Origin of the sequence: Pseudomonas syringae (genome assembly GCF_002157375.1) — a bacterium.
GTDB classification, from domain to species: Bacteria; Pseudomonadota; Gammaproteobacteria; order Pseudomonadales; family Pseudomonadaceae; genus Aquipseudomonas; species Aquipseudomonas syringae_T.
In genome coordinates this window covers 56388-68787 of record NZ_MTSA01000010.1, presented here as the reverse complement: position 1 = coordinate 68787, position 12400 = coordinate 56388, and the positions used below count along the sequence as shown (strand labels likewise).

11 protein-coding genes are annotated in these 12400 nt (G+C 60.0%); 6 read left to right on the top strand and 5 right to left on the bottom strand.

The window, feature by feature from the left end; genetic code table 11:
- Positions 1–26 precede the first annotated feature (26 nt).
- The 6 genes from bioD (at position 27) to BW686_RS14175 (ending at position 7334) form a co-directional block, all read left to right on the top strand.
- Positions 27–707: a dethiobiotin synthase gene (bioD, locus tag BW686_RS14200; RefSeq protein ID WP_084918074.1), complete on the top strand. Its 681-nt coding sequence runs from the start codon at positions 27–29 to the stop codon at positions 705–707.
- Between the two features lie 153 nt (positions 708–860).
- Positions 861–1157 (top strand): pyrroloquinoline quinone biosynthesis protein PqqE, encoded by a 297-nt coding sequence (locus BW686_RS14195; RefSeq protein WP_084917790.1) that lies wholly within the window; start codon positions 861–863, stop codon positions 1155–1157.
- A gap of 319 nt (positions 1158–1476) precedes the next feature.
- Positions 1477–3282, top strand: a complete 1806-nt coding sequence (locus tag BW686_RS14190; RefSeq protein WP_084917787.1) for a phenylacyl-CoA dehydrogenase — start codon at positions 1477–1479, stop codon at positions 3280–3282.
- Positions 3283–3524: 242 nt separating this feature from the next.
- Positions 3525–4823 carry a GGDEF domain-containing protein gene (locus tag BW686_RS14185; protein WP_084917784.1) on the top strand — a complete coding sequence of 433 codons (1299 nt, stop codon included), beginning with the start codon at positions 3525–3527 and terminating at the stop codon, positions 4821–4823.
- 169 nt (positions 4824–4992) lie between these two features.
- Entirely contained in the window at positions 4993–6771 is a 1779-nt protein-coding gene (locus BW686_RS14180; protein WP_084917782.1) for an acyl-CoA dehydrogenase C-terminal domain-containing protein, read from the top strand.
- Between the two features lie 401 nt (positions 6772–7172).
- Entirely contained in the window at positions 7173–7334 is a 162-nt protein-coding gene (locus tag BW686_RS14175) for a YqaE/Pmp3 family membrane protein (RefSeq protein ID WP_002555565.1), read from the top strand.
- A gap of 54 nt (positions 7335–7388) precedes the next feature.
- Here the strand turns inward: BW686_RS14175 and BW686_RS14170 are convergent, their stop codons facing one another.
- From BW686_RS14170 to pqqB, 5 genes are read right to left on the bottom strand one after another with little or no spacing between them, the layout of a single operon-like run.
- Entirely contained in the window at positions 7389–9221 is a 1833-nt protein-coding gene (locus tag BW686_RS14170; RefSeq protein WP_084917779.1) for a S9 family peptidase, read from the bottom strand.
- Positions 9184–10353 carry a pyrroloquinoline quinone biosynthesis protein PqqE gene (gene pqqE, locus BW686_RS14165; protein ID WP_084917776.1) on the bottom strand — a complete coding sequence of 390 codons (1170 nt, stop codon included), beginning with the start codon at positions 10351–10353 and terminating at the stop codon, positions 9184–9186. Before pqqE ends, BW686_RS14170 begins: the two co-directional genes overlap by 38 nt.
- Entirely contained in the window at positions 10350–10664 is a 315-nt protein-coding gene (gene pqqD, locus BW686_RS14160; protein WP_179149269.1) for a pyrroloquinoline quinone biosynthesis peptide chaperone PqqD, read from the bottom strand. Before pqqD ends, pqqE begins: the two co-directional genes overlap by 4 nt.
- Positions 10661–11416, bottom strand: coding sequence for a pyrroloquinoline-quinone synthase PqqC (gene pqqC / locus BW686_RS14155; RefSeq protein ID WP_084917774.1), 756 nt, complete (start codon positions 11414–11416; stop codon positions 10661–10663). The genes pqqD and pqqC overlap by 4 nt, the downstream gene beginning before the upstream one ends.
- 8 nt (positions 11417–11424) lie before the next feature.
- A complete protein-coding gene (pqqB, locus tag BW686_RS14150) occupies positions 11425–12336 on the bottom strand; it encodes a pyrroloquinoline quinone biosynthesis protein PqqB (protein WP_084917771.1) in 912 nt (303 codons plus the stop codon).
- Positions 12337–12400: the final 64 nt, after the last annotated feature.

The window sequence follows — 12400 nt, the reverse complement described above, 5'->3', positions numbered from 1 at the left end:
CACGTGACGAAGAGAAGGTTGCCGAGATGAGTGTTGCCTATTTCATTACCGGAACAGACACCGATGCTGGCAAAACCACAGTGGCGGCCGGTTTGCTGCATGCGGCTCGATTGCATGGCCTGAGTACGGCCGCGGGCAAGCCTGTCGCGTCCGGCTGTGTCATGACCCCGCAAGGGCTGCGCAACGCTGACGCGCTGGCGTTGCAGGCAGAGTGCTCGCTTGCGCTGAGTTACGATGAGGTCAATCCGCTGGCACTGGCGCCCGCCATTGCACCGCATCTGGCCGCACGCGAGGCGGGGGTGGAGCTGACCGTTGATTCGTTGCTGAAACCGATGCGCCACATTCTGGATCAACAGGCTGACTTCACCCTGATCGAAGGTGCTGGAGGCTGGCGTGTACCGCTGGCCGGGCGAAGTAACCTTTCCGATCTGGCCATCGCTCTGGGTTTGCCGGTGATTCTGGTGGTGGGGATCCGCCTGGGCTGTATCAATCATGCGCTGCTGACCGCAGAGGCCATCGCGCGGGACGGTTTGCACCTCGCGGGCTGGGTGGCCAATCTCATTGACCCGGAGACGTCGCGGCTTGAGGAAAACCTGGTCACGCTGGTTGAGCGCTTGCCGGCCCCGTGCCTCGGGCTGGTGCCCCGGCTGCATACTGCCAGCGCCGAAAATGTGGCGCTATACCTCAATGTCGCCAAGCTCTGCTGACAGGCGCGCTATGTTCCTGACAGGCAACGTACTTTTCGGGTTGCCAAGACTCAGGCTATCGTGAGGCCTAGTGCCATTAGTCTGTTTGTCGAGTATTTCCGGGCAAATGCTGGTTCAATGCAGGTGTTCGTTTTTTGAACTGAGGATCGGCTTATGCAAATCACCATGAATAACACCCTCTACCCGGGCCTCAGCGCCATGCAGGTCGGGCAGAGCCGTGTGGATCAGGCGGCCACCCAGATTGCCAGCTCCAATGTCGAAGTGTCGGGTCGAAGCCAGTCTTCAGACTTTCAGCTTGAAAACCTTCGCTCGGTTGATCGCAGCCAACGCTCCGATCTGCCCGCCAATATCGTCGAGCTTGAAGCTGGCAAAAGCCAGTTCGAAGCCGGGCTTGCGGCCCAGAGGGCGAGCAATGAAGCGCTCGGTACGTTGATCGACACTTACGCCTGACACCCTGCCCGTGATCCGCGCCGTGCCCGATACGCACGGCGTTGCCTGCTGAATTCCCCTGCATCACCCGCCTGTATAGCCCCTGTCATTCTCTTCGCCCCGACTAAACTCCCCCTTACGTTTTCTGCCCTCTGGCGTGCGCCTGTCATGACCGTGGACGAATGGTGCGTGGTTCGCTATTGACAAGGTTTGGGCGTAAACGTATGTTTCAAACACCTGTTTGACCGCAAGGCATACGAGATTGTCTGGTGCTTGAGGCTCTGTTCTCGGCGACCGCCCGGTCATTCGTTCCAGGATTCATCAGCAGAGGTTTATCGCTATGCCTGACTACAAGGCCCCCTTGCGTGATATTCGTTTCGTCCGCGACGAGCTGCTCGGTTATGAAGCGCACTATCAGAGTCTGCCCGCCTGTCATGACGCCACTCCGGATATGGTCGACGCCATTCTCGAAGAGGGCGCCAAGTTCTGTGAGCAGGTTCTGGCCCCGCTGAACCGTGTCGGCGACACCGAAGGCTGCACCTGGAGCGAGTCGGGCGTGAAGACGCCGTCCGGTTTCAAGCAGGCGTATAAGCAGTTTGTCGAAGGCGGCTGGCCGAGCCTGGCCCATGACCTGGCGCACGGTGGTCAGGGTCTGCCTGAGTCCTTGGGGCTTGCGGTCAGCGAGATGGTTGGCGAAGCGAACTGGTCGTGGGGCATGTACCCTGGGCTGTCTCACGGCGCGATGAACACGATTTCCGAGCACGGTACCCCCGAGCAGCAGGACGCGTACCTGACCAAGCTGGTTTCCGGGGAATGGACCGGCACCATGTGCCTGACCGAGTCGCATTGCGGCACCGACCTGGGCATGTTGCGCACCAAGGCCGAGCCTCAGGCGGATGGCACCTACAAGGTGACCGGCACCAAGATCTTCATTTCTGCTGGCGAGCATGATATGGCCGATAACATCGTCCACATCGTGCTGGCTCGCCTGCCCGACGCGCCGGCTGGCACCAAAGGCATCTCGCTGTTCATCGTGCCCAAGTTCCTATCGGCTGCCGATGGCGGCGTGGGCGAGCGCAACGCAGTGAACTGCGGCTCGATCGAGCACAAGATGGGCATCCACGGCAACGCCACCTGCGTGATGAACTTCGACGGCGCGACCGGCTACCTGATCGGCCCGCCGAACAAGGGCCTGAACTGCATGTTCACGTTCATGAACACCGCGCGTCTGGGCACTGCATTGCAAGGTCTGGCGCACGCTGAAGTTGCCTTTCAGGGCGGCCTGAAATATGCCCGCGACCGTCTGCAGATGCGTTCGCTGACTGGCCCTAAAGCACCGGAAAAGTCCGCTGATCCGATCATCGTCCACCCCGACGTGCGTCGCATGCTGCTGACCATGAAAGCCTTCGCTGAAGGCACCCGCGCGATGGTGTATTTCACGGCCAAACAGGTCGACATCGTCAAGTACAGCGAAGACCCGGAGCAGAAGAAAGCGGCCGACGCACTGTTGGCGTTCATGACGCCGATTGCCAAGGCTTTCATGACTGAAGTGGGTTTCGAAGCTGCCAACCACGGTGTTCAGATCTACGGCGGTCATGGTTTTATCGCCGAGTGGGGCATGGAGCAGAACGTTCGCGACAGCCGCATTTCGATGCTGTACGAAGGCACCACCGGTATCCAGGCACTCGACCTGCTGGGCCGCAAGGTGTTGATGACCCAAGGCGAAGCGCTGAAGGGTTTCACCAAGATCGTACACAAGTTCTGCCAGGGCAATGAAGGCAACGAAGCCGTTCAGGAATTCGTGACCCCGCTGGCCGCGCTGAACAAGGAGTGGGGCGATCTGACCCTGAAAGTGGGCATGGCCGCGATGAAGGACCGCGAAGAAGTGGGTGCCGCTTCGGTGGACTACATCATGTATTCCGGTTATGCCTGCCTGGCTTACTTCTGGGCCGACATGGCGCGTCTGGCTGCCGAGAAGCTCGCAGCCGGTACATCGGACGAGGCGTTCTATCGCGCCAAGATCCAGACCGCGCGTTTCTACTTCCAGCGTATCCTGCCACGTACCCGCACTCACGTTGCCGCCATCCTGTCGGGCGCCAGCAATTTGATGGACATGAAAGAAGAAGACTTCGGCCTGGCTTACTGAGTCCTGCGTTAGTCAAAACCGCCTGATCGCTGATCAGGCGGTTTTTTTTATGCCTGCGTTTTGCAGGATTCCCGTTCCGCACGCTCTGCGTCCGGGCTTGATCCGATCATCACCTGCGCAATAAACATTTCCAGCCTCCTGCCGTTACAGAAAGTAGCTCGGTTATTGATCCTGCTGTATGCATTGCTCGCTGGATGAAGGCACAATGATATCGGTTCGTTCCAGGGTAGGAGAAACCCCTTTTGTTGCGCTCGTCCGCTGCACGCTTGAGTCATTTTCTGCCGTCACTGGCATTGCTGGTGGCGGGGCTTGCGGCTGCGTATGTGAAAGACCTGAACGTCTTCTTCACGTCCCTGTTCAATGTGCTGCCCACGCTCGTCCTGTTGTTGGGCGGCGCTTACTGCTGTGTTTACCGACGCCAGCGTGAGCTGTTTCTGATGCTCACGGTGTACATCGCCTACTACCTGCTCGATACCCAGACTGACTACTACCGCGACAACGGCAAGGTCCGCGAAGACGCTGCGGTCATCTTCCATCTGGTCTGTCTGCTGCTACCGGTGCTGTTTGGTCTATATGCAGCGTGGGAGGAGCGGACTCACCTGTTTCAGGACATGGTCGCGCGGCTGGCGGTGTTGGTGGCCGTGGGCGGCGTGGCGCTGGGGCTTGAGCAGAGTTACCCGGTCGAATTGCAAGTCTGGCTGGCCGACATTCGCTGGCCGGCCTTGCACGGGGCGTGGATGAGCCTGATCCAGTTGTCCTACGCGATGTTCATGGTGTCGTTCGCGGTGCTTATCTGGCAATACCTGGAAAAGCCCCGACCGCTGCATGCCGCCCAGATCGTCGGTCTGCTGGGGTTGTTCTGGGCGTTGCCGAAGACGTTCATTCTGCCGTTCACGCTGAATATCCTTTGCAGCCAGGTCATGTTGATGATCGCCGCCGCCGTCGCTCACGAGGCCTACCAGATGGCCTTCCGCGACGAACTCACCGGGCTGCCAGGTCGCCGGGCACTCAACGAGCGCATGCAGCGTCTGGGTCGCAACTATGTGCTGGCGATGAGTGACGTCGATCACTTCAAGAAATTCAACGATACACACGGTCATGATGTTGGTGATCAGGTGCTGCGCCTGGTGGCCAGCAAGCTGTCGAAAATCACCAATGGGGGCGGCAAGGCGTATCGCTATGGCGGGGAAGAGTTCGCCATTGTCTTTGCGGCCAAGACTATTGAAGAATGCCTGCCGCATCTGGAAGCGATTCGCGAAGCCATCGCCAGTTACGAGATTCAGTTGCGTAACAAGGACAGCCGTCCTCAGGACGATCAGCAAGGCCGTCAGCGACGCGGCGGTGCTCACGCAGGCAGTGTCTCGGTAACGGTCAGTATCGGCGTCGCCGAACGCCAGCCTGAACATCGCACACCGGAAGAGGTGCTCAAATCCGCTGATCAGGCCCTGTATGCGGCCAAGGGCGCCGGGCGCAACTGTGTCGTTTCTTATGAGCAACTGAACCGGCGCGGTGCCGTGCGCACGGCCGAAACAGCGAGCTGATTCCTGCCGTATAACGTCGTGACCTGCTATGACTATCCAGTCATGACACGACCCTATGTGTCTGAAATGTTGTTCGGGTAAACTCGTGAAACTCGACGGCTGATCAGCGTCCTCTCTCGCATCGATCAGCGTTCCCAACGTCTCTCGTCCCGTGTACACGAGGTTTGCCATGGCTGACTACAAAGCGCCACTGCGCGATATGCGCTTCGTCCTTAATGAAGTGTTCGAGGTCTCCAGGCTCTGGGCGCAACTGCCCGAGCTGGCTGAAACAGTCGACGCGGAAACGGTCGACGCCATTCTCGAAGAGGCCGGCAAAGTCACCAGCAAGACCATTGCCCCCCTGAGCCGTAATGGCGATGAGGAAGGCTGCCACTGGAAAGACACCGTCGTGACCACGCCGGCGGGTTTTCCGGAAGCTTACCGGACCTACGCCGAAGGCGGCTGGGTCGGCGTTGGCGGCAATCCCGAGTTCGGCGGCATGGGCATGCCCAAGGTGGTCTCGGCTCAGGTCGAAGAGATGATCAACTCCGCCAGTCTTGCCTTTGGTCTGTATGCGATGCTGACCTCCGGGGCGTGCGTGTCCATCAATACCCACGCCACCGAAGCCCTCAAGGCCAAATTCCTGCCCAACATGTATTCGGGCGTCTGGGCCGGGTCGATGTGCCTGACCGAGGCGCATGCCGGTACGGACCTCGGCATGATCCGCACCAGGGCCGAGCCGCAGGCCGATGACACTTACACGATCACCGGTAGCAAGATTTTCATTACGGGCGGCGAACACGACCTGACCGAGAACATCATCCATCTCGTGCTTGCCAAGCTGCCTGATGCGCCGCCCGGCCCGAAAGGTATCTCGTTGTTTCTGGTGCCCAAGTTCATGGTCGGCGACGATGGCAGCGTCGGTGCGCGCAATACCGTCAGTTGTGGCTCCATCGAGCACAAGATGGGCATTCAGGCTTCCGCGACCTGTGTCATGAACTTCGATGGCGCCATCGGTTACCTGATCGGCGAGCCCAACAAGGGGCTGGCGGCCATGTTCACCATGATGAACTACGAGCGTCTCGGTGTGGGCATTCAGGGCTTGGCGTCCGGCGTGCAGTCCTATCAGAACGCCGTCGAATACGCCCTCGACCGCCTGCAGAGCCGTGCTCCGACCGGTGCGCAGAACAAGGAAAAGGCCGCGGACCCGATCATCGTCCACCCTGACGTGCGTCGCATGCTGCTGACCATGAAGGCGTTCAACGAAGGCGGTCGGGCGTTCTCCAGCTACGTTGCCCTGCAACTGGACATTGCCAAGTTCAGCCCGGACGAAGTGGCGCGCAAACGGGCCGACGACCTGGTGGCGCTGCTGACTCCGGTCGCCAAAGCTTTCCTCAGTGATATCGGGCTGGAAACCACGGTCCACGGCCAGCAGGTGTTCGGCGGTCACGGTTACATTCGTGAGTGGGGCCAGGAGCAACTGGTGCGTGATGTGCGCATTACCCAGATCTACGAAGGCACCAACGGTATTCAGGCGCTGGACCTGGTCGGTCGCAAGATCGTCGGTTCCAATGGCGCGTTCTACCAGGTGTTTTCGGACGAAGTGCGTCAGTTCATCGAGGGCGCCGATGGCTCGCTGGGTGAGTTCACACGGCCGTTGACGGCTGCGCTGAACATGCTGGACGAGCTGACCGCCTGGGTGCTGGACCGCTCGCGCAACAACCCCAACGAGATTGGTGCAGCCTCGGTTGAATACCTGCATCTGTTCGGTTACACCGCCTACGCCTACATGTGGGCAATGATGGCCAAGGCAGCCTTGGGTAAAGAACAGCAGGAAGCGTTTTACGCGAGCAAGCTGGGCACCGCGCGCTTCTACTTCGCCCGCCTGCTGCCGCGTATTCATTCGCTTGATGCGTCGGTGCGCGCGGGCAGCGAGTCCCTGTTTCTGCTGGAAGCGTCACAGTTCTGACCGAAAACGTAACGTAAGCATTTGCTTACACAACGTGACGCCAATTGGCCTCTTCCCAAAAAAGGGATCCAAAGTTAATCTTTGTTCATGGACGTAGCGCAGGAAGCGCAACAAGACATAACAGGGACACGTAGGGAAGCCTGCCAGGACGGTGGGGTGAAAGGGAAATCAGGGAAACAGTCTGGAAAACCTCGCTTCGGCGGGGTTTTCTTTGTCTGCGTTTTAAGTGTCAGGTACGTCTGCGTCATGTGCAGGCGCTAATTGCAGGCTGGGTCGTCAGCGGCATGCAGCAAACCTCTCCTGAAAATAATGGCGTCTTGCCAGAGCCGGTTGAACCCTCACCGATGGCAAGGGTCGATTAGCTGTATGGCCATTTAGAGCCAATCACTCAGGAGCATCCCATGGACATCATTCGTATCATTTTTGCCATTCTGCTGCCGCCTGTGGGCGTGTTCATGCAAGTCGGCTTTGCTGGCGCTTTCTGGCTGAATATCCTGCTGACCCTGCTGGGTTACATCCCGGGCATCATCCACGCGATCTACATCATCGTTTCGCGTAAGTAACGCCCCGGCGCATGGGTTGATCGTTCCAACCGTCGGGACGATCAATCGTGGCCATCACTCAGCAGCATCAAGTACATCCCGGTAAAACTTCCATTCCTTCTCCAGTGCATCTGCCAGGTTAGCCGCCTTGCGGAACCCATGATGCTCGTCCGGATAGAAATGTGCTTCGGTCTTGATGCCTCTGTCCTGCAAGGCCTTGAGCATGGAGCGCGTCTGCTCCGGGACCACGACGGCATCCCGTTCACCCTGAAAAAAGATCACCGGCACATTGATGCTGTCAGCGTGCAGCAGCGGGGTTCTGGCTTCGTAGCGCTCAATGTCCTTGACCGGATCGCCGATCAGCCAGTCCAGGTAATCGCCCTCGAACTTGTGCGTGGCCTTGGCCAGGGCAACCGGATCGCTGACGCCGTACAGACTCGCCCCCGCACGAAACACATCCTTGAACGCCAGCGCACACAAGGTGGTGTAGCCGCCCGCGCTGCCGCCCCGTATGAAAGCCTGTTGCTCATCAATCAAGCCGCGTTCGGCCAGGTGGGTGACGACGGCGCAGGCGTCTTCGACATCGGCCACGCCCCAGTTCAGGTACAGGCTCTGCCGAAACTCACGGCCATAGCCACTGCTGCCGCGATAATTCAGGTCGGCGACGGCGAAGCCGCGGTGCGTCCAGTATTGAATGCGCGGGTCCAGCACCGGATAGCAGGCCGAGGTCGGGCCGCCGTGTATGAACACCACCAGTGGTGGCTTTTCGGCGCCGGTCATGGCGGGATAGAAGTAGCCGTAGGCTTCAGCGTCGCCGCTGGGGTAGCGCAACGGCTGCGGGAGGCTGATCTGTTCGGCCGGCAGCGGAGAACCGCCTCCAGCCAATACCTGCACACTCTGATCGACACGCGAAATGGCCAGTACGGCAGACGTGCTGACCGCCGAGGCCGCGATGCAGTAGATAAAGTCTTCGTCCACGGCCAGGCCGCGGAAGCGGCTGTAACCGACGCTGAAGTCTTCGGTGGCGCCGTCAGCCTGGCACAGCCCCAGCACCCACGAACCGTCCTGCGCCCAACTCGCCAGGTAGCCATCGTTGATGGGCAGCCAGGTGCAACTGCCCAGTTGCCAAGGCGCGGACGCGTGATCGGCGGGGGCGGCAGGCAGTGGCGCAAACCCCGAAGCAGACTCACTCCACGGCTGCCAGAAGCCGGCGCGGTCAGTCAGGCAGTGCAGTCGACCCTGAGCATCAAAGCGTGGCTGCTGCAAGGATTCCTCGGCACCGTCACCCGCCACGCACAGGGCCGTGCCCCACTGGCCGTCGTCCTGTTTCGCGGCACACATCAACCGGGTGCGCGTCCACGGTTGATGAGGGCGCTGCCACTCGACCCAGGCCAGACGCTGGCCATCGGCGCTGATAAGCGGTGACGCGTAAAAGTCAGCCCCCTCGGCCAGTAGCCGACGCTGCCCGTCCGCCAGATCAATGGCAACCAAACGGTGGGTATTGTGGGCTTCTTCGACCGCCAGAACCTGCCCATTGCTGAAGAACAGGCCGCCGTAGCGCCTGTCGCCCTGGGTCAGCGCAACCGGTTCGCTGGCGTCCAGCGCCTGTCGATACAACTGCTGATCGCGCTCGTTGACGAACACCACGGCATCGTCGGCCAGACAGAACGAGCCACCACCGTATTCATACACCCGGCTGCGCACGCTGAAGCCTTGCGGCGTCAGGCAGCGTTTGCTGTTCGCGTACCAGTGCCATATGCGACTGGCGCCGTCTTCAGGGCGATATTCGTTCCAGAACAGGCCGGCGGAGCTGACGTCCAGCTCGGCGAAGTCGGTGCCTGCCGCGACCGCTTGTGCAGCGGTCAGGGGCTCAGGAGGATTTTGCGATGAGTCGTGAGTTTCGGTCATTGCGAAAGGCCAGCTCTTCAATGGTTTGAGTCGCGGTTTCGGACTCGTCGCGAGCCTGAGTGATGATCCCGTGATGATAGGATTTGCTGCACACCGGATCGGCATTGGCGGCGTCGCCGGTCAGCATGAACGCTTGGCAGCGACAGCCGCCGAAATCCTTTTCCTTCTCGTCGCACGAGCGGCATGGTTCGGGCATCCACTCGTAACCGCGAAAACGGTTGAAACCGAACGAGTCGTACCAGATGTGCTGCATGCTGTGGTCGCGCACGTTCGGGAACTGTATCGGCATCTGCCGAGCGCCATGACACGGCAGGGCGGTGCCATCCGGCGTCACGGTCAGGAAGATATTGCCCCAGCCGTTCATGCAGGCCTTGGGACGCTCTTCGTAATAATCGGGGGTGACGAAGATCAGTTTGCACGGATGGTCTTGCGCGGCGAGCCGGTCACGGTATTCGTTGGTGACTGCTTCAGCACGCACCAGCTGATCCCTGGTCGGCAGCAGACCGATGCGGTTCAGGTGCGCCCAGCCGTAGAACTGACAGGTTGCCAGTTCGACAAAGTCTGCTTCCAGTGCCAGACACAGCTCGATGATCTTGTCGATCCGGTCGATATTGTGCCGGTGGGTCACGAAGTTCAGCACCATCGGGTAGCCGTGCTTTTTTACCGCCTTGGCCATTTCCAGCTTTTGCGCAAACGCTTTCTTCGAGCCGGCGAGCATGTTGTTTACCTGCTCGTCGCTGGCCTGGAAGCTGATCTGGATATGGTCCAGGCCCGCTTCCTTGAAGGCGATGATCTTTTCTTCTGTCAGACCAATGCCCGAGGTGATCAGGTTGGTGTAAAAGCCGAGTCGTCGCGCCTCGGCGATCAGTTCGGCAAGGTCCTGACGCACCAATGGCTCGCCGCCGGAAAACCCGATCTGCGCCGCCCCCATCTCGCGTGCTTCCTGCATGACCTTGAACCATTGCTCAGTGGTCAACTCCTGGCCCTGTTGGGCGAAATCCAGCGGGTTGGAGCAATAAGGGCATTGCAGTGGGCAGCGATAGGTCAGCTCGGCGAGCAGCCACAGCGGCAGGCCGACTTCGGGCGTGGGCGGTATGTAGGGGCTGCTGGTGGCGCGTGCAGTGTCAGTCAACGTTGATCCGGTTTTTTTTCAAAATTGATCCAGTTTTTCTTACTGGCGCCTTCCATGAACTCGTCGACGTCCATGCCCAGCTCGGGAACATTGGGGAATTGCTGATGAAGCGTGTCGATGATGTCAGCGATGGTGCGCTTTGCATCGATCAGCCCGCCAATCAGGGCCGCGCTGTCATTGAGTTTGATCATGCCTTCGGGATAAAGAACCACATGGGCTTTTTGCGCAGGTTCGTACTGAAAGCGATAACCCGTACTCCATTTGGGAACCTTGGACCTGAACGTCAGGTCGTGCTTCAACGTGTGCTTCATAGCGTAATCCCCTTATGCCAGACCTTCTGGTCGGTCACACTGTGGTACGGCGGGCGATTCAACTCGTAGGCCATCGACATTGCGTCGAGCATGCTCCAGAGAATGTCGAGTTTGAACTGCAGGATTTCCAGCATACGCTGCTGGCCTTCGTAGGTCGTGTAGTGCTGTAACGTGATCGCGAGGCCATGTTCCACATCGCGCCGGGCCTGACCCAGGCGGGTACGGAAATACGCGTAACCGGTAGGGTCAATCCACGGGTAATGCTGCGGCCAGCTGTCCAGTCGCGACTGGTGGATCTGCGGCGCGAACAGCTCGGTCAGCGAGCTGCTGGCGGCCTCCTGCCAGTTGGCGCGGCGGGCGAAGTTCACGTAGGCGTCAACGGCAAAACGCACACCCGGCAACACCAGTTCCTGAGAGCGCAATTGATCCGGATCCAGCCCAACGGCCTCGCCGAGGCGTAGCCAGGCTTCGATGCCGCCGTCTTCGCCGGGCGCGCCGTCGTGATCGAGCAAGCGCTGAATCCATTCGCGGCGAATCTCGCGATCCGGGCAGTTGGCCAGAATTGCAGCATCCTTGAGCGGGATATTCACCTGATAGTAAAAACGGTTGGCGACCCAGCCCTGAATCTGCTCACGGGTCGCGTGGCCTTCGTACATCGCCACATGGAACGGGTGGTAGATGTGGTAATACGCGCCCTTGGCACGCAAGGCCTGTTCGAATTCAGCGGGGGACAGCGCAGTCGCTTGGCTCATGTCAGCTCCTAAAGCTCGATGCTCATGCCGTCGTAGGCGACTTCGACATTGCGACGAACCAGCTCGGCGCGCTCCGGGGAGTCTTCGTCGAGAATCGGGTTGGTGTTGTTGATGTGGATAAGCACCTTGCGCTGCTCCGGGAAGCTTTCCAGCACTTCGAGCATGCCGCCGGGGCCGTTCTGGGCCAGATGGCCCATTTCCCGACCGGTGCGAGTGCCGACACCCCGGCGCTGCATTTCGTCGTCGTCCCACATCGTACCGTCGACCAGCAGGCAGTCGGCGTCGCGCATTTTTTCGGCCAGCGCTTCGTCGACCTTGCCCAGACCCGGCGCATAGAACAGCTTGCCGCCTGTGCGCGTGTCTTCGACCAGCAAACCGATATTGTCGCCAGGATGCGGATCGAAACGGTGTGGCGAGTAGGGCGGTGCGGCGCTGCGCAGCGGGAAGGGCGTAAAGCGCAGGTTTGGACAGGCCGGGATCACGAAGCTGCCCTGCAGCTCGATACGGTTCCAGTTCAGACCGCCGTTCCAGTGCTTGAGCATCTCGAACAACGGGAAGCCGGTGCTGAGGTCTTCATGGACCATGTCGGTACACCAGACCTGATGCGGGCAGCCTTCGCGCAGGCTGAGCAGACCGGTGGTGTGGTCGATCTGGCTGTCCATCAGCACGATGGCGCTGATGCCGGTATCGCGCAATGCTCGCCCGGGCTGCATGGGCGCAAAGCCCTGCAATTGCGCACGAATGTCGGGCGAGGCGTTGCACAACACCCAGTGTACGCCGTCGTCCGACAGGGCAATGGACGACTGGGTCCGCGCCTGCGCGTTCAGGCTGCCATCGCGAAAACCTGCGCAATTGACGCAGTTGCAGTTCCATTGGGGGAACCCGCCGCCCGCCGCGGAACCTAGAATCTGGATGTACATGTCAGCTCCTTGGCATACAAAAATAAAGAACAGCCACAACCATAAAAAAAGCCCCGGCGAACCG